This is a genomic window from Singulisphaera chitinilytica, from assembly GCF_049331405.1.
Classification (GTDB): Bacteria; Planctomycetota; Planctomycetia; order Isosphaerales; family Isosphaeraceae; genus PoT.
The window spans coordinates 5,463,879-5,487,013 of sequence record NZ_CP186274.1; the positions used below are offsets into that span (position 1 = coordinate 5,463,879).

The window sequence follows — 23,135 nt, forward strand, 5'->3', positions numbered from 1 at the left end:
TCGGGTTAGGGTCGCGAGCGAGGCGCGGATTGTCTCGGCCCCAGACACGCATCCAACAACTTAGGAATTGGACTCCGATAGGAATTCTCCGTGCAAGCCTCGAGGGGCCCGATCTAGAATGGTTTGGAGGCGTCGCTTGCCTGCCTTGCGCGGCTGGATGCGCAGGACCGGCCCTTTGCGAAGGGGATGCCGTTGCCGACAGAACCTCCCGAACGAACATCACCGGCGCACTTCCCGACCACGCGCTGGAGTCGGGTGGTCGCGGCGGGCGACATGGCCGGCTCCCGGGCCGACGAGGCGGTGGCCGGAATTTGCACGGCCTATTGGTATCCCCTCTATGCCTACATCAGGCGGAAGGGGCACGGGCCCGAGCAGGCGAAGGATCTGACGCAGGACTTCTTCGCCTACATCCTGGAGCGCGACCTCTTCGCCAAGGCCGACCGCAACCGCGGCCGGTTCCGATCCTTTTTGAGGGGGGTCTGCGGGCACTACCTCGCCGACCATCGCGATCGGGAGCAGGCGCAGAAGCGTGGTGGAGGCCGGCCCCCGCTCTCCATCGACGCCGGCGACGCCGAGGGGCGATACGCCCACGACCTCGCCCATGAACTGACCCCCGAACGGATCTTCGACCGGAGCTGGGCCCTGACCCTGTTGAGCCGCGTCCTCGACCAACTGCACCGCGAATACGACGACGCCGGGCGCTCGGCGACGTTCGAGGAGCTCCGGGTGGTCCTGACCCGAGGCCCGCAGTCGGTCCCCTACGAGACGATCGCCGCGAGGCTCGGTTCCAGCGAGGGGGCCGTCCGCGTGGCCGTGCATCGGCTCCGCAGGCGCTACGGGATGCTCCTCCGGCAGGAGATCGCCGCGACGGTTGACCACCCCGATGAGGTCGACGACGAGATCCGGGCCCTCTTCGCAGCACTCGAGGCCTGAGCGATTCGAAGGTCGCGGGTGTAACCTCCCGGCTGGTATTCCCAACCTCAGTAATAATGATGCTGTGTGTTGCGCAAGGGCTGAAACGAGGACGCCACGGCGTCCTCCAGCCCTCGAGTGAAGCAAGGCCGGTTCGACGGGGTGAGCGATGACGGTGCACGACGACACCTGTCCCGACTGCGGCGCCAAGCTCGTGGCCAATGCGCCGGCGGGCCTCTGCCCGCAGTGCCTGCTCCAACTCGGCCTGGGCGCCGACCTTTCCTATACGCACATCCGCCAGGGCCAGGGGGGCCTCTCGGCGACCCAGCCTCGCCCCAGGGATTCGGCGATCATGCACACGCTCTCCGACGTGCATGGCCCGGCCGCCCCGTCCCGGGTCCTGAACAACCTGGATGAGAGCCTCGGCCCTGCCCCTCGGGTCCTGCTCCGCGACGGCCCGGCCGACGACCCCCGGCCCGTCCGACCCGGCTCGGAGGAGATGCCCGAGTTCACCGGCGAGTCGAGCCGGTACCAGTTGCTCGGCGAGATCGCCCGCGGCGGCATCGGCGTGATCCTCAAGGGGCGCGACGTCGACCTCGGGCGCGACCTGGCGATCAAGGTCCTGCTGGAGAAGCATCGCGACCACCCGGATATGGTGCGCCGATTCATCGAGGAAGCCCAGATCGGCGGTCAGCTCCAGCACCCCGGGATCGTGCCGGTCCACGAGTTGGGGCGTTTCCCCGACGGCCGGTTCTACATCGCGATGAAGATGGTGGTGGGGCGCACGCTGGCCGCGCAACTCGAGTCTCGCAAGGATCCGGGGGAGGACCGCCCCCGCTTCGTGGCGATCTTCGAGCAGATCTGCCAGACGTTGGCCTATGCCCACTCGCGAGGCGTCATCCACCGCGACCTGAAGCCCTCCAACGTGATGGTGGGGAACTTCGGCGAGGTCCAGGTCATGGACTGGGGACTCGCCAAGGTGCTCGACCAGGGGGGCGTGGCCGACGAGGAGCGATCGCTCCGGAGCCAGGACGAGTCGCTGGCAATTCGCACGGTGCGTAGCGGTTCCGACGTCGGCGAGTCTCACGCGGGCTCGGTGCTCGGCACTCCGGCCTACATGGCGCCCGAGCAGGCCCGGGGGGCCCTCGACGTCATCGACGAGCGGGCCGACGTCTTCGGCCTGGGCTCGATCCTCTGCGAGATCCTCACCGGCCAGCCCGCCTTCACGGGGAAGACGGTCTCCGAACTCTACCGCAAGGCAGAGCGGGCCGACCTCGACGACGCCTTCGCCCGCCTCGCCTCGTGCGGGGCCGAGGCCGAGCTCGTCGACCTGGCCCGATCCTGCCTGGCGGCGGCCCCCAAAAACCGGCTCCGCGACGCGGGCGTCGTGCTGGCCGATCTCACGGCCTACATCACGGGCGTCGACGAGCGGCTCCGCGCGGCCGAGCTTGCCCAGGCGAAGGCCGAGGCGAAAGCCCACGGCGAGCGCAAGCGGCGCGTCCTGAGCGTCGCCCTGGCCGCCTCCACGCTCGCCACGGCACTGCTCGGGGGAGGTGCCTGGGCCTGGGTTGTCGGAGACCGGAACCGGAGGGTCGCCAAGACCAACGAGGTCGTGAGCCGTGCGTACGATGAGGCCCTCTCTCTCGGCGCCAAGGCGAGGCAGGACGTCGGGGGCGACCTGTCCGAATGGGAACTCGCCATCGAGGCCGCCAAGCGGGCCGAGGCCCTGCTCGTCGAGGGGGAGAGCAACCCCGAGATGCGCGGGCGGGTCGAGAACCTCCTGACGACCCTGGGCCACCAGCGCGACGAGGCGACCCTGATCGTCCGCGACCGGCACATCGTCGAGCGCTTCGCCACGATCCACAACGACCTCGGCGTCCACCTCGACCCGGAGCGGGCCAACGAGGAGTATGCCACGGCCTTCCGCGACTACGGCGTTGACGTCGAGAAGCTCGACCCGCAGGAGGCGGGGAGTCGGCTCGCCTCTAGCCCGGTCGCGACCCAGATCGCCGGCGCCCTCGACCAGTGGACCTTCCTCCGGCGCGTCAAGTTGCAGGAGCACACCGAAGCTCGCCGGCTCATCGCCATCGCCAAGTTGGCGGATCCCGACCCCTGGCGGAACCGGCTTCGCGAGGCGCTCGACTCCAAGAGCCGCCACCAGAACAACGAGGAAGTGCTGGAGACCCTGGACCGCCTCGCCGAGACCGCCGACACGGATCGGCTCCCCGAAGCCAGCGTATCCACCCTGGCATTCGCCCTCTCGGCGTTTGGGCAGAACAAGACTGCGCTGGATTTGCTCCGCAGGACGCAGCGGGTCCATCCCGACGGATTCTGGATCAACTGCCAGATCGGCCGAGAATTGATCCATTCCGGGAATTTCGCCGAGGCCGTGCGTTTCTTCTCGAACGCCGTGGCCGTGCGGCCCAGGAGCGGCTTCGCGCTTCATAACCTGGGCCTGGTGCTCCACGGCAACGGGCAGGTGGAGGAAGCCGCCGCCATCCTGCAGCGTACGATCGAGATGCAGCCCGATAACGTCTCCGCGCGGGTCAGCCTCGGCGCCGCCTGGATCGAACTGGGCCAGCCGATCAAGGCCAAGGAGATCTTCCGCGAGGCCAAGGAACTCCGGCCGCAAGAGTGCGTGGTCGCCTCGCAGATCGGCCAGGTCCTGATGTTACGCGGCGAGTGCGAGATGGCCGTCTCCGAGTTCCAGGAGGCCATCCGGATCAAACCGAAGAACCCCAAGAACCACGAGTTGCTCGGCAAGGCCCTGCTCGAGACGGGACGGACGGCCGAGGCGGCTGCCTCCTTCCGCGAGGCAATCCGGCTCGATCCGAAGCTCGGCGATGCCTACCTGAGCCTCGGGAAGGCCCTGCTCGTGGAGGGGAAGCTCGACGCCGCCCTCGACAAATTCCAGGAAATCCCCTATCGCAGCATGAGCAAGTACGCCAAGCACTTGCCCGACGTCCAGGTCCGCGAGGCCAAGCGATTCGTGGCCCTGGATGGCAAGCTGCCCGACTTCCTCTGCGGCAAGGAGAAGCCCACCAGCGCCGAGGAGTCGGCCGAACTGGCCAGGCTCTGCCGAAGCAAGAAGCTGGACGAGGCCTCGGCCAAGCTCTGGAGCGAGGCCTTCGCGTGGGAGCCCAAGCTCGCGGAAGACTGCAAGTCGGAATGTCGCTACAACGCCGCCTGCGCCGCAGCCCTCGCCGGCTGCAGCAAAGGAAAGGATGCAAACCCGGACGACAAGGGAGGTTGCAAGGAGTGGCGCCGCAAGGCCCGCGAGTGGCTCAAGGCGGAACTCGCCTCGTATGACAAGTGGCTCGACGGAGCTCCCCAGGACGACCAGGCCCTGGTCCCCAAGCGCCTGGGCCGTTGGCAGGTCGTCCCCGACCTCGCCGGCATCCGCGACGAGTCGGCCCTTGCCGCGCTCCCCGAGGCCGAACGCGAAGAATGCCGACAACTCTGGTCGCAAGTCGATGAATTGAAGAAGCGGGCCAGGAACCGCGCCCACCTGACCCTGCCCCCCTCGCGGTTCTGAACCCGTGGCGGGTCGCGTTGGAAAGCCAAGTCACGTCAACGAATTACGACTCAACGAACCTCATTGAAGAATTGTTGGAAAAATATCCACCAGAGGGTATCCTCTCCCCAACGATGCAAGGGGATCCGGGCGGGTCGGCCTTCCTGAAAACCTGGGAAGGCGGTACCGGTCGATCCCCAGCCAGGGCGAACATCCTGCGCCTCGTGGCGGGAGGTGACCGTGGGACAGCGACCGGATCGATTGCCGCATGTCGAGAGCCATCTGCGGGGGGCTTCGAGCTGGCAGCCGCCGGCTTTCGACCTCATCCGGGCGGGCTCGACCTCGCGAAGGTGGTTCCTCAGGGCAGGACTCTCGGGGATCGCCGGGCTCTCCGCCGCGCAGTTGCTCGGGCTCCAGGCCCAGGCTCGGGCCCAGACGGCATCCCCTGCCCGGCCGCCCAAGTCGGTGATCCTCTTCTGGTTATCCGGCGGGCCGAGCCACATCGATATGTGGGATCCCAAGCCGGATGCGCCTTCGGAGATCCGAGGGCCCTTCGGCACGATCGCGACGAAGGTGCCGGGAGTCCGGTTCTGCGAGCACCTGCCCAGGCAGGCCGCGATCATGGACAAGCTGACGGTCATCCGCTCGATGGACTGCTCGGCCAGCAACCATACGCCCATCACGCTCCAGGCAGGGAATCCGCTCGCCAGGCGCACGGACGACGGCCGAGACGGCGGCGGGTATCCGTCGATGGGCTCGATCGCCGCCAAATTCCGGGGGCCGAACGACCCGGGGATGCCCCCTTATGTCGGCCTGGCGGAGACGTGGGTCTCCGACGTCTGGGGTGCGGGGCACATGGGATCGGCGTTCGAACCGGTCAAGGGGAGCGAGCTCGCCGGCCGGTTTACGATGCCCAAAGGGGTGACCCTCGACCGGCTCTCGAGCCGCGACTCCCTCCGCCAGCAGTTCGACCGGCTCCGATCCGACATCGACGCCGGCGCCAACATGCAGCTCGTCGACCGCTACACCCAACAGGCGCTCGACATGGTCCGCTCGGGCAAGGCCCAGAAGGCGTTCGAGCTGGACAAGGAAGACCCCCGCCTCCGCGACGCCTACGGTCGCGACAGCCTGGGGACCAAGGCCCTGCTCGCCAGGCGATTGGTCGAGGCGGGCGTGACGTACGTCCTCGTCAGCGGCGCCTGGGGGTACTTCGACCACCACGGCGACAACGTCATCTGGAAGGGGATCGAGAAAGGGCTGAAACCCCTCCTGCCTCAGGTGGATCAGGCCCTCAGCACGTTGGTCCTCGACCTCGAGGCCCGCGGCCTCCTCGACCAGACCCTGATCATCATGATGGGAGAGTTCGGGCGCTCCCCGACGATCAACCCCGAAGCCGGCCGCGAGCACTGGGCCAACGTCATGTCGATGGTCCTCGCCGGGGGTGGCCTCCGGCATGGGCAGGTCATCGGCGCGACCGACCGCAAGGGGGACTCGGTCCTCGAGCGCAAGGTGACTCCGCAAGACCTCGCCGCGACCGTCTTCACCCACCTCGGCATCGACCCCGAAGCCCAGTGGGTCAGCGCCCAGGGACGCCCCACCCCCATCGTCGTCGAGGGCGGACGCGCCATCTCCGAACTCTTCTGATCCGCCGCGACGCAAGCGAGATCCCCCTGCGATCGCAGGCGTATGTTGGCTCGGGCCGAAGGCATGGGACGACTCCCCACGCCAGCCCGAGCCTCGTCATTTCGAATGCAAAAAGCCTCGGCGATCACCTCGACCGCTATAACCGGTCGGTCGAATATTTGAGCCCGTGGAACGAATCATATTTGTCCGACCCGCACTCCTTGCAATTTAGTTGAGCCGCGACTATTCTGACATTTGTCGAAACCCAGTCGAGCCACTCTGCGACGTTCAGTCGACTCGGAAGGAATCGCATAGGGTCACTGCGGAAAGTCGTTCGGCCGATATCCGATGATCCGCCAAGGCGTCGCCTACGTTGTGTCTGATGTCGTCGGTACGCCGACGTCCGCCTGCTTTCAGCGAAACGGGGCTTCATCGGGACGATCCTGAGAGAGACCACATCATGAAACGGTTATGTGGGACGCTATGCTGGGTGGGGCTGCTGGCAGTGATAGTACCCGTCGGATATCGGGCAACCGGCTGGTTGTTGCGGTATGAGGGGCGACCGAAAACCGATGCCCAGGCGTCGCAAGCTGGACGCGACCTCTTCCTCCACGAGTGGACGCCCGGCGATCCGCTGGCCGCCCGCGGCGACGGTCTGGGGCCTGTCTTCAATGCCTCCTCTTGCGTCGCCTGCCATAAGCAGGGGGGAGTCGGAGGGAGCGGTGGGCTGGAGCATAACGTCACAGTCTTCACCAAAGCACCGAAGGCCGGCGTGGGTGCCAGCCGCGGGGTGATCCATCACTTCGCGATCGACGCGGCCTCACAGGAAACGCTGCAGAACATCTCGCCGAAGTTCCCGAACAAGAGCCGGCCGACGCTGGCTGACATCCAGGAGCTTCTACCCAAGCCCACCAATCCGACGACCGGCGTCCAGATCGTACAGACCGCCGCCATCCCTGACACCGACATCGGCCAGCGCAACACACCGGCCCTCTTCGGTGCGAGCGTCATCGACGCGATCCCTGACGCGGCGATTCTGGCCAACGAGCGCAATCAGCGCCTTCAGGTTGGCCTGTTGGCTATCAATGGCGGAGGGAATCCCGCCGGGCGTGCCGCGAAGTTGTCCCGCAATCGCGTCGGGAAATTCGGATGGAAGGGGAACGTCGGCAGCCTATCCGAGTTCGTGAAGGTCGCATGCGCCAACGAGTTGGGACTCGGCAATCCCCTGCAGGCCCAGCCGGCATCTCTGTCGCAACCCGGGTATCGTCCGCCAGGGCTCGACCTCACCGACCTGCAATGCGAACAGATCGCGGCCTATATTGCGTCGCTGCCGCTGCCTCGAGAAGTGACCCCCTCCTCCCCGGCCGAGGCCGACCGCGCCGCCGCGGGCAAGAAACACTTCAAGCAAATCGGCTGCAACAACTGCCACACTCAGGATCTGGCCGAGGCCCAAGGGATCTACAGCGATCTACTTCTGCACGAGATGGGCGAGGGACTCGGCGGCGGCGGATTCTATGGGGAAGAGCCGTCCACGCCGGAGGAATTCGACGGTAGCTCGATGACGTCCGCCAGCGAATGGCGCACGCCGCCGCTCTGGGGCGTCGCGGATTCGGCACCCTATCTTCACGACGGCCGGGCCGCCACCCTTGCCGAGGCCATCAAGCTGCACGCCGGCCAGGCGGCGCATTCTGCGACTCGCTTCGCGGGCCTCTCCGAAGTTCAGCAGGAGGAACTGGTTGCGTTCCTCAACACGCTTCGAGCCCCGCAAGTCGGCGAGAAGGGCGAAATGATGACGCGCCGGATGCCGAACAGTTCGGCCCCTCGCGTTGCCCTGGGGAGCTCGGCCGGGCTCAACATCACGAGCATCGCCGCCAGTCTGTTCCCCATCACTCCGATTGCGAGTGACTCGGGTCGCTAATTCGGAGAGCCAGGAGGAAGATCCTCGGCCTATCGGCTGGGCGGTAGTCGCCGCGATCCTGATGGATCGGACGCTGGCGACTACCGGTCCGGTGCCGAGAGAGCTCCGTCTCTACGATGTCACGCACGTCGGGACTCTGACGGGTCAGCATTCTGATGATCTCGTGCCGGTGGATTTTGGGATTCAATCAATCGCCGGGCATGGTATCGCCGCGGCCAGGAGAACGGCTGATGGGCCAATCGAGTGGGCGAATCTCGCTCCTTGGTGAGTGGGGAGTTTCTTCTTCTGCCTTTCGTCGGCCCTGCGCATCGTTCTTATGGGCATTTGTCGTTCTTGCCTTCATGCAGGCCACGCCTCCCTCGGCTTTCGCCTCCGGCGAGGAGCGAACGACCGCCGGCGAGGATCTCTTGATTCGAACTGACTCACGCTGGGCGGGAGGCGTTGTCGGCGGATACCTTCCTGTGCGGGTGGAGGTCTCGAATCAGGCGGGCGCGCGATCGTTGTTATTCGAGGTGACTTCATCCGACCAGACGCGCGGGGCGACGGTCAGGCGTGTTGTCGCTGTGGGTGATGGCGAGACGGTCCGTTTCACGCTTTCCATCCCGCTCGCGGCGTTCCGGCAGGGAGTCCTTCGCGTCTACGATCGACGAGGCGAACTGTCATCGCACGTGCGCGTGGTCGGCGGCGCGGCGTCGTTTGGCGTGGACACGTCACCTGCCATGCTCGTGGTCTCATCCCGGCCAGAGGATTGCACGGATTACATCACAGCGGTCGGCGGCGGCCCGCGCAAATCGAATGGCTTCAGCATTCAGAATACGTCGGATGCGTCCGTCATCACTGAAGTCGTCCCGCCGGAGAGCCTGCCCGAGTCCTGGATTGATTTTAGCGGGCTCGATTTCGTCGCCATCTCGCGCGACGACCTCGCGGGCCTCAAGCCGCCGGTGCGATCGGCTCTCCTGAAATGGGTCCATAGCGGCGGAAACCTGATCGTCCACCACGCAGGCGCATCCCCCGGGGACCTCGAGACCCTCGAGCGCTTGCTCGGATTGAACAGCAAGAAGGCGGGAGGTCCGGGCTGGGCGAAAACGGGGGGGCGAGATTCGTCAGCACTCTTCGCCTCGCATGAACTCATGCTTGGATTGGTTTGCGCGTTTCCCGGTCAATGGCCCGACTCGTCCGATAGCTGGTCCCTGTTTTTGGGGAGCGTCGCCCCACCTCGCTCTTCATGGTTACAACGGTATGGCGTTGCGCCCGACGTGGGAACCGAAGAATTTTACAACTTCATGAATCCCAACATCCACGGGGTTCCCGTCTACGGCTTCATGGTCCTGATCACCGCCTTCGCGGCCCTGATCGGGCCCGTGAATTATTTCTACCTCAGGCGCAAGCGGTTGTTGTGGATGCTCCTCGTGACGGTGCCGGCCACGGCACTCGTGACGAGCGTGCTTCTCGTGAGTTATTCGGTCGCCGCGCATGGGTTCAGCATCCGGTCGCGGATCCGAAGCCTGACGGTGCTCGACCAGGAGAGCCGTTCGGCGGTCACGTTCGCGCGTCTGTCCCTCTTCGCAGGGTTGGCCCCCGCACGCGGCATGCAGTTTTCCAGGGACACGGCCGTCTATCCCGTCTTCCCACCTACGACCGCGCCGGGCATCTTCGCGGTCGACTGGACCGAGAACCAGGCCCTGACCTCGGGCTGGCTGATGTCACGGACGCGGACGCAGTTCTTGACCGTGAGCCATGCGGAGCAGAAAGCACGCGTCGACATCAAGCCGGGACCGGACGGCGGCCTCGCCATCGTCAACGGACTGCCCTGGGAGCTCGAGGCCGTGCTCGTGGCCGACGCCTCGGGCCGGCTCCTGTCGGCGCAGAATGTCCAACCCAAAGCAACCGGGCCGCTGTCCGACCTCTCTGTCAAGGATCGGTCGGCCTTCGTCCGGCTCCTGGGCCGGAACCATCCCGAGCTTCCCGACGATTTCACCCCGCCCACCTTCACCCCGCTGCTCAATCGTCGCCAGCGATTCTTCGCGGGGATGGCGGGCCTTCCCAATCCGCATTTCGATTCGAATCTGATGGAGCGGCAGATTCGAACGTGGTCCCAGGACCTTTCCGCCCAGAAGACGTGCCTCCCGCCGCGTTCCTTCCTGGCGGTCCTCCGCCAGAACCCCGGGGTCGACACGGGAGTCGGGCCGACTATCGAACAGGCGGGATATCACCTCCTGCTCGGCTCCTATTAATATAAACGACACATAGACGATCATGACGACATCAAACGGCGATGGCGGCACGCCAGCGATTGAGCTACGCAACCTGCACCGGCACTTCGGCCGGCTCCGGGCCGTCGATGGCGTCTCGCTCAAGGTCTATCCGGGCCAGGTCATGGGGTTCATCGGCCCCAACGGCGCGGGCAAGACGACCGCGATGCGGATCCTGGCCACGCTCGACATCCCGACGGAGGGAGAGGTCTTCATCCATGGCTATTCGGTCATCGACGACCCGGACAAGGTCCGCCGCATCGTCGGCTTCATGCCGGATAGCATCGGCAAGTACGCGAACATGGATGTCGTGGAATATGTTGATTTTTTCGCGAGAGCCTACGGGCTCTCGGGGGACGCCCGGCGCGACGCCGTCGAGCGCGTCCTGGTCTTCACCGAGCTGCGGAAGCTCGCGGACAAGTCGATCAAGACCCTCTCCAAAGGGATGTCGCAACGACTGGCCCTGGGGCGGACGTTGATCCATGACCCCGCGGTGCTGATACTCGACGAGCCGGCCGCCGGGCTCGACCCCCGGGCCCGCATCGAGCTGCGGGGGCTCATCCACGTCCTGGCGGTCGAGCAGCACAAGACGGTGCTCATCAGCTCGCACATCCTCACCGAGCTAGGCGAGATCTGCGACTCGGCCGCGATCATCGAGGCGGGGCGCCTCCTGGCCAGCGGCACGATGACGGAGATCATGCAGGCGCAGCATTCCTCGGAGGGGCGGGCCGACAAACCGGCAATCTCGGTCCGCGTGCTGCGCGACGCCGACAAGCTGGGGCACCTCCTGCGCCAGGAGCCTTACGTGCGGAACGTCGAGCTCGAGGATCGGGTCGCCACGTTCGAGTTCAACGGCGATGAAACCGAGCTGGCGGCGATCCTCAGGCGGCTCATCAAGGCCGATCTCGAGGTGGTCGATTTCCGGGGCCGGGTCGATAGCCTGGAGGATGCGTTCATGGCCATCACCAGGGGGATCACGCAATGAGCGCGTCCTCAACGATCATCACCCGGCTCGAGCACCTGGGCGACCGGTTCAATCCGATCGTCGTGAAGGAGGTGCGCCAGGCGCTCAAGAGCCGCCAGTTCGCCCTCACGTTCCTGATCCTGCTCCTGGCGGCGTGGTCCGCCTCGATTTTCGGCGTGTCGTTCCTGGGCGATTCGATCGACTACGGGTCTTCGGCCGTCTTGTTCTATGCGGGATTCCTGTTCGCCCTCTGCGTGGCGACGCTGGTCATCGTCCCCTTCTCGACCTTCCGCAGCATCGTCGAGGAGCGCACCGAGACGACGCTCGAACTGCTGCAAATCACGGCACTTTCGCCCGCGCAGATCGTCCGCGGCAAGACCCTGAGCGCGATAGTGCAGGTGCTGGTTTATTACTGCGCGATCGCCCCCTTCATCGCATTCACGGCGCTCCTGCCGGGCTTCGATATCGTCCACGTGACCTTCTCGCTGGTCATGCTCCTGATCACCGCGCTCTGCTTCTCCCTGATCGCCCTGGCGATCGGCACCCAGGCCCGCAATGTGACCTTCCAGACCCTCTCGTCGCTCTTCGTGATCGCGATGGCCGCCGGGGGGATGATGACCTTTTTCGGCTTCATGACCGCGGCCGGGGTCGGCAACGGCCTCCGATTCGACGAGGCGGATACGTGGTGGGGGCTCGTCCTGGTCGTCTTCCTCGGCCTTTCGACCGGATATATCTGCGAGCAGGCGGCCATCGCGCAGCTCACCTTCGATTCCGATAATCGCAGCACGGGCATCCGGTTGGCCACGGGCGCGCAGTGGCTCTTTACCTGGATCGGCTTGATCACATTCCTCGTCGTGCGCCAGCGGCCGCCCATGATTTCCAGCACGTTGACCGCCATCTTGACGACGACAGCGATGCAGATCACGGCCGTGGGGCTATTGTTCGTCGGCTCGCCCGACTCCCTCTCGCGGCGAGTGAGCCGCGGCCTGCCGCGCTCGCGCCTGCTGAGGGTGCTGTGGGCGCCCTTCCTGCCGGGTGCGGCGCGTGGGCTGCTTTATGCCCTCACATCGCTGGTACTACTCGCCATTTTTATGACGGCCCTGCTCCCCTGGTTTACGATGAGCGACCTATTGGACGATCCGCTAGCCACACGGTATGCGATCGCCCTGGCGGCCTATTCGGTGATCTATCTCGGAGCGGGCACGCTTCTCGGACGACTGCTGCGGCGCATGTCCCAGCAAACCTATTCTTATCAGGTACTTGCGCTCCTGGCCCTGGCCAATCTGCTTTTGATCGTCGTGGCCGAAGTGATCCACTTCCTGTCCCGAATGGACACCCCACAACTCTTCGATGTGGTCAATCCGGTGATGACGCTACGTTCGATCGCCGATGCCGATCTCGGCTCCGTCGATGCCGTTTCCTGCGTCGTGGTCATCGCGGTCGTCGCGATCGGGGCGAACATGGGTGCGCTCTGGCGAGGGATTCGTGACATCGTGCAGGACCCGGTCCGCGCCCAGATCGAAAGCCGGTCGAATCTTGCCGGGATCATCGATTCACCGGCGTGAACCCTCCAGTGGCTGCCACCTTTACGCCCGGGCCTCCTTGCGGTGGAGGCCATAAGGCGACTCCCCACGACTGCTCCCGATCCTCGACACTTCGAACGAAAAAAGCCTCGGCGACCACCTCTCCCAAGGTGGGCGCCGAGGCCAGAGAGCTAGGCCCGCTCCAGGAGGAGGCGAGCGAAGGAATGGTAGGCATTCCCCTGGAAATGGTCAACCGCGAAACCGGTTTCAATCGACCCCGAACCTCTCGCAGAAGCCGTCGGCCAGTTCGATGAGCTCCGCATAATCCCGGAGCCCGTCCTTCAGGTGATCCTGGAAGAATCCGAGGCCGTGCAACGCCCCGAGCATCCCGCCGACGACGCTCGCGTTGGAATCGGTGTCGCCGCCGGCGCCAACCACGCGGTAGAGGGTCTCGATCGAATAAGGATCGATGAGGAAGTGCGCGTACGCGAACGGCAAGTTGTAGTAGACGAGGAAGCCATTGCCGTCGTGGAACCTTCGGGCGACAGCTTCGCCATCCATCCCGTCGTCGAGGACGAGCCGCAGGTCCCGCAAGGGCATGGAGATATCTTTGTCGCCGATATCAAGGTGGTCGATGGCATACGCCTCTGACGAATTGCCCGCGAGTTGATCGAGTCGACTCAGCCGTGACGCCAGGTCGACGAGATCTCGCATGGGCGAGTACGCATCAGCCGATCCCAACAGATCGAAGGGCGTTCGGGAGAGGCATTCGCGCAATACCGAGGCGTGGACGACGCTCGCCCGGGCGGAGATCCGGGAATAGTGCGTCATCGCCGAGAACTCGACGATCGCCCGGTTGCTGATTCTCGATGGGTCTACGGCCATGAGGGCCGCGATCGGCGCCATCTTCATCACGACGCCATTGCCGGCCCCGCGGTTCTCCAACCCCACCTTGCCACTCTCACGCCAGGAGATCCCGACCGCGAGGCGGTCGAGCGCCTCTTTGGTGTTCCTGCCCATCCCGCCGGGCATGCCGCGGGCGGCGACGTGATATGCGGCCTGGCTGTCAATGTCGAGGCCGCCGGCCTCGATCAGTGAGCGCATCACGACCTTGGTGAAGGCCGTGTCGTCGGTCGTCGTCCCTCGAGGGGTGCCGTGCCAGAGCTTGTGCCCGTCGCCGCTCAGGTAGGTGCGTATGCCCTCGGGATGGTCCCGCCTGATCCGCTGGGCCGAGTATCCCTCGACCGGCATCCCCAGGGCGTCGCCGATGCCGACGCCCACCATCATGCCTCGCACCTTGTCTCGCGATGGGCCGATCCTGCGAGGTGCGTCCATGTGGGTCCTCCGAGCGAAGGCTAACGAGCCGAAGAGGCTGCGGTGACGTCATCCATCAGGACTACGCCACCGCGACTTCGGGTTCGCCCGCTCAGGGGCCGGCAGGGGTCACCGGGGTGGCACGACGGGCGACCTCGGCGGCGACGGCGGCGGTGAAGCTGTCGGTCGACTCCTGGCCGCCGAGATCCTTGGTCCGCGTGCCTTCGCGGAGGAGGTCCAGCGTCGCGGTCCTGACGATCCGGCCGAGGTCGGTCTCGCCGATCTGGTAGAGCAGGAGCGAGAGGGCCAGGAAGATCGCCGAGGGGTTCGCCAGGTTTTTTCCCGCGATGTCGGGCGCAGTGCCGTGCGCGGCGTCGAAGAGGGCGACCTTCACCACGGCGGCCGGGTCGAACGCGAGGTTCGCGCTCGCGCCGATGCCGAGCGACCCGGCCAGGCCGCAGGCCATGTCCGATAAGAAGTCGCCGTACTCATTGAGCACGAGCACGATCTGGAACCGCTCGGGGGCCATGATGACCTTGCCGAGGAGCGCGTCGAAGAGTTCGACGTTGTGCGGGACCTCGGGGAACTGCCCGGCGACTTCCTTGACGACCTTCTCGAAGAGGCCGTCGGTCGCCCGCTGGATCGTGTATTTCGAGGCACTCGTGACCCGCTTGTTCCCCGTCCGTCGGGCGAGGCTGAACGCATAGCGGGCGGCCTCGAGCACGGGACGCCGCTCGACGATCCGGAGGCTCACCGCGCCATCCTCGCCGATCGGACGGCCGGGGTCGTCGTACGTGCCGCCGGTGGCGATCCGGACGATGTCCAGGTCCAGCTCACGGCGGAAGTTGGTGGGGACGCCGGGAATAGTATAGACCGGGCGGTGGATCACGGAGAGGTCGAGGCGTCGCCTGAGGATGGCGTTCGGGCTCTCCTCGGCGGTGATGGTCGGGTGCTTGAGGGCCACGCGGGTCGCGGTGATGGCCTCGACGGTCTCGTCGTAGATCTTCATCCCGCGGGCGCGGCGGTTCTCGAGGGTCAGATCGACCGGGAGGAAATCGAGGTGGATCGGAAGCGCCTCGCAGAGCCTGTGCACGGCGCGCGAGAGTTCGGGGCCGATTCCATCACCCAGCAACTCGGTGACCTGATACGTCGGACGCATGGGCGAGAAAGTCCTTACGGGTTTGATCCGCCTCGGGCCCAAATCAGCTAGGCCTTCGGGATCAGACGGGGCGGGCACTTCGATTGTAGGAAGCCGGTCCAAACATCGTCAAACGCGGCACAATTCCCAGGATCGCCAAAATTCCCCAAACGACCTTGATCCATGCGCTTGGCGACTTAAGAGAACGCAGGTTATATTGAGATATCCTGCGCCGGTGCGCTGAGGGTAAAGCCCTTTCCCAACCGCGACACCAACTCGCCGACGCAGCTCGAAACGATTTAACGAATTTCCCGCATGCAGGCAGGAGAGGTTCGATGTCTACCGCCGGGAAAGTCCTCATCGTCTTGTTCCTCTTGGTCCTGCCCGTCTGGATCATCCTGGTCTCGGCCGTCGCCAACCTGAATACCGAATGGACTCAGGCCGTGGCGAAGCTCGAGAAGCAGTTCAATGACCTCGGGCCCCAGGTCGTGGCCAATCAGGCGAAGATCCAGGAACTCCAGGATCAGATCGCCCTGACCCAGATGTCGGCCCTCGACGACCAGACCTTGCTCCGATCCAAGATCGCCGAGGTCGAGCGAGGCAAGGCCGAGATGATCCAGATCCAGACCGCCGTCGCCAACCAGGTGGAGATGCTCCACTCGGCCGTCGAGGCGGCGAATAACGCCCGAGACAATCGCAAGGCCCAGAAGGACGCCGAGAGCGCCGCGAAAGATGCGGCGGTGGCCTCGGTCAAGAAACTCGACGAGGAGAACACCAAGCTCCTCAACGACCTACAGAACCTGCGCAAGGAGTTCAAACAGCTCCTCCAGCAGAACCGCGAGCTCGTCGGCGGCCCGGCCTCGGGCACCAGGCGCGTACGCCCCACGGCCCTCGCCCACTGAGATCGCCAGGGATTTGCCCCCGCCTCGCCGATAACGTGAACCTCGAGCCCTCGTCCATCGGGGGCTTTTTCTTGCGCGAAGCCCCGCGAACCACGATCCGCCAACTCCAACAATCTCAAAGATGCGCATACGCCTCTGGGTCCTCGGTCTGGCATTCCTCGGCTTCGGGGCCTGCGCTCATTTCGCCATCATGTTCGACCCCCTTCCCGGGCGGATCGAAGAGGGTGGATTCGCAATCTTCGAGATGATGGTTTATGCGGTCGGTCTCGGCCTGATCTTCATGTCGCTCCTCCACGCGACCATCGTTGGAAAGGCGAGAGTTGACGCCTGGGTCACGTGGTTAATTGCCGTGATCCTTTCCATGCTCTCCGTGCTCTTCCAACTGCCTACATAAATCCTCCTCGGTCCCTCAAATTAACAATCCGAGCGAAGCGGTCGCAGCCGGCGCCCCCGGATTGACCGTCACGCAGTCAGATGCTAGCATGCAGGTTGCTATTCACCGCACGGAGGTGGTACGACATCCCCGAGAGCAGGAGAGCGCCACGAGATGACCGAAGGCTACTGGCAAGGCTCGGGCGCGATCCCGGAAGAGAAAATCGTCTCTCACACGACCAGCACCTCGGGGAGTGGTAGCCGGACCGATCCTCAGGGCCAATGGGTGGGGATCGCGGCGAATGCCGGGTCGGGGCGAGGCAGCAGCCGCAAGCGGGTCGAGCGGCTCGTCGGAGAGCTCCAGCAACGCGGCCTGGCCTCCAAGGTGGCCTGGACCCTGGAAGAGCGCGCGACTCTCGTGGCCCAGTCGAGGCTCGGATCGAATTGCCGCTGCCTGGTCGCCGCCGGCGGCGACGGGACCGTCGCCGCGCTCGTCAACGAGCGGCCGTCCGTGCCGATCACCGTCCTGCCCTCGGGGACCGAGAATCTCTTCGCCCGGCACTTCGGACTGAGCCGAGACCCCGCGCAGCTCGCCGCCACCATCGCCGCGGGGCGTGTTTCGCGGATGGACCTCGGCGATGCCGACTCGCGACGGTTCACGCTCATGGCCGGGATCGGATTCGACGCCGACGTCGTCACGCGGCACCACCAGGGACGAGTCGGCCGGACCGGCATCCCCCGCCCGACGAACCGGAGTGCCTACGTCGAGCCGGTGCTCCGCTCGAGCTTCCAGTACCGCTTCCCGACCCTGACCCTCAACATCGCCGACCCCGGCGCCGAGGAGACCCTGGTCGGGGCCACCGCCTTCCTGTTCAACCTCCCCCGCTACGCCCTGGGGCTCCCCTTCGCCCCGACGGCGAAGGGGGACGACGGCTGGCTCGACCTCGTCGTCTTCCGAGACGCGGGGCCGCTCCGTTCCTTACGCTATCTTTGGTTGGTCGCCCGGGGGATCCACCTCCACCGCCCCGGCATCTACCATCGCAAGGTCCGCCGCGTCACGATCTCCTCGGCCGAGTCCGTCCCCGTCCAGCTCGACGGCGACCCTGGCGGCTACATCGCCTCGGACGCCACGGCCGAGGGGGACTGGACCGTCGAGGTCCTGCCGGACGCCATCGACGTCCTCGTCCCCTGCGCCTGACGGCTCGAACCTCGCGGCTTCAGGCCGGACGGAATCTTTCCCCGACCGCGAACCCCGGCACGACCTCCGTCGAGTTTGCCAAGGCGGCAGGGTCGCGGCCCGAAATGCGGCGAACCTGATTCGCCCGCCGCACGTATCGTAGAAAAATGGCCGGAGTTTTCGGCAATGGCCTCGCCGCGCCCCGCGCTTCTCCGCAAAATGGGGGAGTTGGAAACTCCGGCGACGGAATCATCCTTACCTGCATCCGTATCTCGATCACGAAATCGAATTCGCGACCCAACCGTCGGACTCGTCCAGGGTCGTGATCCAACGTCGATCCGTCCGGTCGACGTGCTCGGACCCGATTCTCCCGACGGATCTTCAGGAGTGCACCTTTGAAACGGCGCGTCCTTCCCTGGTCCATCCTCCTCGGCCTGGGCCTCGGCTCTCTCCCGATGCTGGCCGGCTGCGACTACTCATCGACCGCACCGCCGCCTCTGACGATCAACGACTCCCCTTCGGAGGCCGCGACGAACACGGAGGCCGGGAAGGATCAAGCCGCCTCCACGACGCCGCTCGCGATCGACAACGGCGACCCGGATATGAAGCCGGTGATCCTCGAGAGCGTCATCAACCTGATCCAGACCGCCGCCATCAAGCCCGGCGGCGCCAACTTCGAGCAGGCGACGACCAAGCTCAATAACTACTTCGAGGGGACGAAGCCGGACGAGTACCTGCTCAGCAAGGTCGCCCGCGAATTCGTCCTCACGCAGTTCCCGGCCGAGTCGATCAAGGTCCTCGAGCGCCCGACGTTCGAGCTGCCCGACGCCCGGCACCTCGAAGACTGCATGCTCTACCACGGGATCGCCACCAGGATCGGCGGCACGGGGGACGACCTGACCCGCGTCCGTCGGCTCTTCGACTGGATGATCCGCCAGGTGGTCCTGGTCCCGCCGCAGTCGCTGGCCGTCCCCGGGATCGGCCAGGCCCAGGCGAGGCCCTATGACGTCCTGCTCCGCGGCATGGCCACCGAGGGGGGAGGCTCCTGGTCCGAGCGAGGCTGGCTCTTCATGTCGCTCTGCCGCCAGCTCGGCATCGACGTCGGCATCCTCACCTACACGCCCGCGGAGAGCAAGGACGAGACCCCCTGGGTCAGTGCGGTTCTGATCGACCACAAGCTCTACCTGTTCGATCACCGGATCGGCCTGGCGATCCCCGGCCCCGACGGCAATGGCGTCGCCACCCTCGAAGACGCCCTCAACGACCCAAAGATCCTCGACCGCCTCGACCTCCCTGGCGAATCCCCCTACCCCGTCAATCGCAAGGTGCTGCTCGAGAGCCCCAGCAAGATCGGCGTACTACTCGACTCGAGCCCCGGCTACCTCTCACCCCGGATGCTCCTCTTGCAGAAGAGCCTGGTGGGCAAGAACCGCACCGTGCTCTTCCGCGACCCGGCCGACCAGCGCGACCAGTTCGCCAGCGCCCTCGGCACCCACGCGGGCAAGGTCTCACTCTGGAACCTGCCGGTGATGGTCGTGAATCGCCTCTTCACCGACCCCAAGTTCGTCCAGGCGACCCAGCAGGCGCTGCTCCTCTTCGACTCGAGGTTCCCGCTGCTCTACGCACGGATCAAGCAGTTGCGCGGCGACGTCCCGGATGCGATCCAGAGCTATATGACCATGCGTTATGCCGAAGGCGCCACGGTCGTCGGTGGCAAGGATCCGATCCACCCCGAAATCCAGTCGGCGATCGACCACTACTCGGCCTACTTCCTCGCCCTCGCCCACCTCGAGCGCCAGGACACGATGAACGCCGAGCGGTTCTTCACCGCGACCCTGCGGAACCTCCCGGCCCCGGGGGCCAACCAGCCGTACTTCTTCATGTTCCGATGGGGGGCGCAGACGAATCTCGCCTACCTCCTCGAGGCGAAGAAGCTGAACTCGACGGCGATCGCTTACTATACGGAGAGCAACCCCACGACGCAGTATCACGGGAACCTACTCCTGGCTCGCGAGCTGGTCTGGCGCAACCCGACCGCGGCCCCGCCGATGCCCCTGCCCCCGGCACCCAGGCCGGAGCAGGAGGCCCAGCAGGCCCCCAGCGGCTTCGCCCCGATCGACCTGAACCGCCCCTGATCGGGCCGATGTCACCTCGAACCCAACGAAACAGGCCGCCCATCCATCGGGGCGGCCTGTTCGTTTGCGTGGGGTTGGTCCAAAGCCGGTCGATCACTTGGCGGCGGCCTTCTCTTCGCCGAGCTTGTGCTCGGAGAGGGTCACGCTCTTGATCGACAGCCCGGCCTCCGTCGCCGAGGTGGTCACGTGCAGCGTGGGCAGGTCCCACGAGTCGAGGCGATGCCAGCGCTCCTGGGTCGTCTCGACGCGCTCGACCTTGCCCGAGGCCGCGTCCCAGTAATGCACGACGTAGCTCCTCGGCAGATACTGGCCGTCGCGATTCCGCTCGTTGTCCAGCACGGTGATCGTCATCTTGCGCTTACCCATCTCGCGGTTGACGACCATGATCTGCTGGTCCTTGACGCGATAGCTCGAGCTGGACTCGCCGCCATCGAAGGTCAGGAGCCGGCCCAGCGGATGCTCCTCATCGTCGTCGCCGAATCGGAGGACCGTCTGGGTGTCGGAGTCGTCGACGCTCCTGTGCATGGCGATCGAGCCGAGCTGGCTCTCGAGCCAGGGGCGGGCCACCGGGTCATCGACCTGCACCGAGACCGAGCCGTCTCCCCTGACGACGGCCTTGCCATCGAACGGTCGACCGTCGATCTCCCCCTTGACGTGAGCCGAGAACCCCGGGAAGTCCTTCCAGACGGCCCTCGCGGTGAGGGCGTCATTGAAGAGCTTGATCGCCTCGGCATCTCCCTTGGGATCCACGAGCGGCCAGGCGAAGGCGATGGTGGCGAACTCGCGGATCTCGTCATACGCCTTGCCCTCGTGCTGCCCTGGGGTCTTGCGCACGACGCCCGTGTATACCGAGTATCGCCCCGGCGCCGAGGGGATCCAGGTCGCGGTCCCGTCGGCTCCCGTCTTGATCTCGACGCCGGCGAGGTCGGAGTCGACCGTCGTCAGGGTGGCGTCCGGCAGCGGCTTGCCGTCCTGCAGGGCGAGGAAGCGGAGGTGATCCCCCTCGATCGTCGCCTGGATCTCGAGCGGGATCTCGGCCCGAGGCTTGAGGGCGGCGAGTTCCTCGGGACGCCCCGCGATCGCCTTCGGATAGTGCCGTAGCAAGAATGGGGTCTGATTGGGCCGGGCCAGGACGCCGTAGACGCACTCGCCGATCACGGACAGCGACCCCGAGGACGGGATCGAGGCCCGCAGCCGATCGACCCCCTTGCGGACCATCAGGGGCTCGAAGACGCCGGGCTTGGACTGGAGCCAGAGCTTCGTCCCCGCGATCTTGTCGACGAACTTCGGGTCGCCGGCCTCCGCCTGCTCGCTGAAGAAGACGTCGGCCGTGCGACCGGCCTCGGCCATCGGACTGATCCGAATGAACAGGAAGTGCGCACGTGTTTCATGCCCCCATCCCAGGAGCAAAAGGCCGAGCAGGATTCCAAGGCGACGATTCATCGATGCGTCCTCAAGGGGGGATCGGGATTTCCAGGGGCCCGACGAGCGGTCCATCCCTCGGTTTTATCAGCGCGAGGGCGAGAAGGCGAAGGACAACCCGGCGACCGGCCCTCCGAAGGACATGAACCGGGATCTCGGCCGCTGGCCCAACAACAAAAGAACACCAGTGGACAAATCACCAGACTCACCAAATTATGATCTACATCAGGCGAGATTTTGTACGGACTCGGATGGGTGGACTGATGTTATCGTCGATCCGAATGTGGTAGGCTGGTGGGGTAATTCGCCTTGGAATCGTCGAGCCGAGGGCGTCGCGCGGGGCCTGGCGACATCGAGCGATTTCGAGATGTTGACGCGGACGGACGATCGATCCCCGTAGGGAATGGAAGAAAACCATGCTGGATGGAGACCACGGGTCGGCTCGCGGGTCGGGCTACGACTCGGCCGTCGCCGACCGCGGGCGCCAACCCCTCAATGGGGGGTCCGATCCCGACGCGGCGGGGTGGGTGATCGAGACGGTGGTCAGCCCGTTCCACTGCCTCTACCAGGACGCGCTCCACTTCCACTCGCAGAGCCAGCTCAGGCTCCAGCGCTCCGAGAGCGAGGCCAGCCGCCTCGCCCGCGGCGCCCTGCTCCTCTACATCTCGAGCGCCGAGGCCCTCGTGCATCAGGCCGCCGTGGAGCTCGGCCGACCCGAGTTGACGGCCCTGATCGCCGACCCGACGCGGCCCCTGCCCCTCGCCGAGACCTGGCGGCTCCTCCCGGCCGCGATCGCCGACGGCACCGTCGGCTCGATCGACCCCGACACGCCCCCCTGGCCCCAGTTCGCCGAGTTGCTCTCGCTCCGGAACTCGTGGACCTACCCCGGCCCCGCCGCATCCCGACGCGCCTACTATCGCTCGCCGCGTCGCGACGGGGTCTATGAACCCCTGGAATCACGCCAGGTTCCCCCCGGCCTCTCGATCCCGCCCGAGAGCCTGCGCTACCCCAGGACCGGCCTCCCCCGCGACCCGTACGCCCTCCGGCCCCAGCACCTCGACACGGCCCGGGGCATCCTCGACGCCGCCATCGAGGCCCTCGACCGCCGCCTCGGGGGCATCTTGACCCGAGGCCAGCGCCATCGCAAGGAGCCCGTCCGCGTCATCCACCCGCCGAACCAGCGCGCCTGAATCAAGAATCAGGGGCGCGTCTTTCCCATCGACACCGCGGCGCCCCTGGTCTGATGCGGTCAGCCAATCCTCCCCGGAGTGCCGCCCGATGAGCTTTCATGAGCGCCTCCGGCCCGGATTCTCGCTACTCCTGACGCTCTTACTCGCTCTCCCCGCCTGCTCGGGCCCCGAGGAGAGTGGCCTTGCCGACGCCGCTCATGACATCGCGGCGGGAACCCTTCGATTGAAGTCCTACGGCCTGCCGGCCGCCTGGCATCCCGAATACGCACGCCTCATGAAGCAGCGTTTCGGGGTGACGGTCCAGGGCGTCGCCGGCTGCGATGTCAACGAAGGCCTCCGCAGGTCCGTCGACGCCTACAACGACCGTATGGAGCGCGAGATCATCCGGCGATTCGGCCTCCCCGCCTATCGAGCCATCGAAGCCGAGGCCCAGCAGGCTCCGGGCGGGCGATAATCCGCCTTCCGCATCTCTCCAATTCGCACATTCTTATTATTCATATTTTCGACAATATATACGACAACCTCTCTGAATGACTCAGAGCTCGGCCGACCGGCATCCGGGTCACCATGCCATGACCACGCGCCTCGCATGAGGAGCCAGGGATAACTTCATCGAAGCCTGAGACCCAGCAGGCACCACGTTCGATCTCAACCAAGTTTTCGTTCTTACATTTGCATATTAGCTAATCGCAATCGGGTTGGACGTCTAAAGAAGCTCGCCCCTTCATCTGGCCATGGTCTTCCGCTCATTGAGGGCGACCGGCGGATCACTTTACTTT

Annotated in this window: 16 protein-coding genes; 13 read left to right on the forward strand and 3 right to left on the reverse strand. The window is 65.7% G+C overall.

Annotated features, from left to right (window positions below; translation table 11 throughout):
- The first annotated feature begins 192 nt into the window (after window positions 1-192).
- The 7 genes from ACOYYX_RS21755 (at window position 193) to ACOYYX_RS21785 (ending at window position 12,748) form a co-directional block, all read left to right on the forward strand.
- Window positions 193-933 carry an RNA polymerase sigma factor gene (locus tag ACOYYX_RS21755; protein WP_422923641.1) on the forward strand — a complete coding sequence of 247 codons (741 nt, stop codon included), beginning with the start codon at window positions 193-195 and terminating at the stop codon, window positions 931-933.
- A gap of 148 nt (window positions 934-1,081) precedes the next feature.
- Window positions 1,082-4,447: a protein kinase domain-containing protein gene (locus tag ACOYYX_RS21760; protein ID WP_422923643.1), complete on the forward strand. Its 3,366-nt coding sequence runs from the start codon at window positions 1,082-1,084 to the stop codon at window positions 4,445-4,447.
- Window positions 4,448-4,666: 219 nt separating this feature from the next.
- Window positions 4,667-6,070 carry a DUF1501 domain-containing protein gene (locus ACOYYX_RS21765; protein WP_422923644.1) on the forward strand — a complete coding sequence of 468 codons (1,404 nt, stop codon included), beginning with the start codon at window positions 4,667-4,669 and terminating at the stop codon, window positions 6,068-6,070.
- A 361-nt stretch (window positions 6,071-6,431) separates the two neighbouring features.
- Window positions 6,432-7,967 (forward strand): di-heme oxidoredictase family protein, encoded by a 1,536-nt coding sequence (locus tag ACOYYX_RS21770; RefSeq protein ID WP_422923646.1) that lies wholly within the window; start codon window positions 6,432-6,434, stop codon window positions 7,965-7,967.
- Window positions 7,968-8,479: 512 nt separating this feature from the next.
- A complete protein-coding gene (locus tag ACOYYX_RS21775) occupies window positions 8,480-10,201 on the forward strand; it encodes a hypothetical protein (RefSeq protein WP_422923648.1) in 1,722 nt (573 codons plus the stop codon).
- A gap of 22 nt (window positions 10,202-10,223) precedes the next feature.
- Complete coding sequence (locus ACOYYX_RS21780; RefSeq protein WP_422923650.1) at window positions 10,224-11,204, forward strand: ABC transporter ATP-binding protein; 981 nt, start codon at window positions 10,224-10,226, stop codon at window positions 11,202-11,204.
- A gap of 62 nt (window positions 11,205-11,266) precedes the next feature.
- A complete protein-coding gene (locus tag ACOYYX_RS21785) occupies window positions 11,267-12,748 on the forward strand; it encodes an ABC transporter permease (protein WP_422923652.1) in 1,482 nt (493 codons plus the stop codon).
- A 225-nt stretch (window positions 12,749-12,973) separates the two neighbouring features.
- Here the strand turns inward: ACOYYX_RS21785 and ACOYYX_RS21790 are convergent, their stop codons facing one another.
- Window positions 12,974-14,041: an ADP-ribosylglycohydrolase family protein gene (locus ACOYYX_RS21790; protein ID WP_422923654.1), complete on the reverse strand. Its 1,068-nt coding sequence runs from the start codon at window positions 14,039-14,041 to the stop codon at window positions 12,974-12,976.
- 91 nt (window positions 14,042-14,132) lie between these two features.
- Window positions 14,133-15,179 (reverse strand): isocitrate/isopropylmalate family dehydrogenase, encoded by a 1,047-nt coding sequence (locus tag ACOYYX_RS21795; protein ID WP_422923656.1) that lies wholly within the window; start codon window positions 15,177-15,179, stop codon window positions 14,133-14,135.
- A 314-nt stretch (window positions 15,180-15,493) separates the two neighbouring features.
- On the opposite strand from ACOYYX_RS21795, the gene ACOYYX_RS21800 reads away from it, so the two are divergent.
- From ACOYYX_RS21800 to ACOYYX_RS21815, 4 genes are all read left to right on the forward strand, one after another.
- On the forward strand, window positions 15,494-16,060 hold the full coding sequence (locus ACOYYX_RS21800; protein WP_422923658.1) for a hypothetical protein: 567 nt from the start codon (window positions 15,494-15,496) through the stop codon (window positions 16,058-16,060).
- Between the two features lie 121 nt (window positions 16,061-16,181).
- A complete protein-coding gene (locus tag ACOYYX_RS21805) occupies window positions 16,182-16,454 on the forward strand; it encodes a hypothetical protein (protein ID WP_422923660.1) in 273 nt (90 codons plus the stop codon).
- 153 nt (window positions 16,455-16,607) lie between these two features.
- Entirely contained in the window at window positions 16,608-17,630 is a 1,023-nt protein-coding gene (locus ACOYYX_RS21810; RefSeq protein ID WP_422923662.1) for a diacylglycerol/lipid kinase family protein, read from the forward strand.
- A gap of 374 nt (window positions 17,631-18,004) precedes the next feature.
- On the forward strand, window positions 18,005-19,744 hold the full coding sequence (locus ACOYYX_RS21815; protein ID WP_422923664.1) for a hypothetical protein: 1,740 nt from the start codon (window positions 18,005-18,007) through the stop codon (window positions 19,742-19,744).
- Window positions 19,745-19,837: 93 nt separating this feature from the next.
- On the opposite strand, the gene ACOYYX_RS21820 is transcribed toward ACOYYX_RS21815, so the two are convergent.
- The gene (locus ACOYYX_RS21820) at window positions 19,838-21,187 is read right to left on the reverse strand and encodes a DUF3386 family protein (RefSeq protein WP_422923666.1); all 1,350 of its coding nucleotides are present in this window, start codon (window positions 21,185-21,187) and stop codon (window positions 19,838-19,840) included.
- A 395-nt stretch (window positions 21,188-21,582) separates the two neighbouring features.
- Between ACOYYX_RS21820 and ACOYYX_RS21825 the strand changes: the two genes are divergently transcribed.
- Both ACOYYX_RS21825 and ACOYYX_RS21830 read left to right on the forward strand, forming a co-directional pair.
- Entirely contained in the window at window positions 21,583-22,356 is a 774-nt protein-coding gene (locus tag ACOYYX_RS21825; protein ID WP_422923667.1) for a hypothetical protein, read from the forward strand.
- 88 nt (window positions 22,357-22,444) lie between these two features.
- Window positions 22,445-22,810 carry a hypothetical protein gene (locus ACOYYX_RS21830; RefSeq protein ID WP_422923669.1) on the forward strand — a complete coding sequence of 122 codons (366 nt, stop codon included), beginning with the start codon at window positions 22,445-22,447 and terminating at the stop codon, window positions 22,808-22,810.
- Window positions 22,811-23,135 lie beyond the last annotated feature (325 nt).

What these genes read in the sequence shown, in the direction of transcription:
- ACOYYX_RS21760 (WP_422923643.1), top strand. Translation starts at nt 1,082, where the DNA reads ATGACGGTGCACGACGACACCTGTCCCGACTGCGGCGCCAAGCTCGTG.
- ACOYYX_RS21770 (WP_422923646.1), top strand. Translation starts at nt 6,432, where the DNA reads ATGTCGTCGGTACGCCGACGTCCGCCTGCTTTCAGCGAAACGGGGCTT.
- ACOYYX_RS21780 (WP_422923650.1), top strand. Translation starts at nt 10,224, where the DNA reads ATGACGACATCAAACGGCGATGGCGGCACGCCAGCGATTGAGCTACGC.
- ACOYYX_RS21790 (WP_422923654.1), bottom strand. Translation starts at nt 14,041, where the DNA reads ATGGACGCACCTCGCAGGATCGGCCCATCGCGAGACAAGGTGCGAGGC.
- ACOYYX_RS21795 (WP_422923656.1), bottom strand. Translation starts at nt 15,179, where the DNA reads ATGCGTCCGACGTATCAGGTCACCGAGTTGCTGGGTGATGGAATCGGC.
- ACOYYX_RS21800 (WP_422923658.1), top strand. Translation starts at nt 15,494, where the DNA reads ATGTCTACCGCCGGGAAAGTCCTCATCGTCTTGTTCCTCTTGGTCCTG.
- ACOYYX_RS21805 (WP_422923660.1), top strand. Translation starts at nt 16,182, where the DNA reads ATGCGCATACGCCTCTGGGTCCTCGGTCTGGCATTCCTCGGCTTCGGG.
- ACOYYX_RS21810 (WP_422923662.1), top strand. Translation starts at nt 16,608, where the DNA reads ATGACCGAAGGCTACTGGCAAGGCTCGGGCGCGATCCCGGAAGAGAAA.
- ACOYYX_RS21820 (WP_422923666.1), bottom strand. Translation starts at nt 21,187, where the DNA reads ATGAATCGTCGCCTTGGAATCCTGCTCGGCCTTTTGCTCCTGGGATGG.
- ACOYYX_RS21825 (WP_422923667.1), top strand. Translation starts at nt 21,583, where the DNA reads ATGCTGGATGGAGACCACGGGTCGGCTCGCGGGTCGGGCTACGACTCG.
- ACOYYX_RS21830 (WP_422923669.1), top strand. Translation starts at nt 22,445, where the DNA reads ATGAGCTTTCATGAGCGCCTCCGGCCCGGATTCTCGCTACTCCTGACG.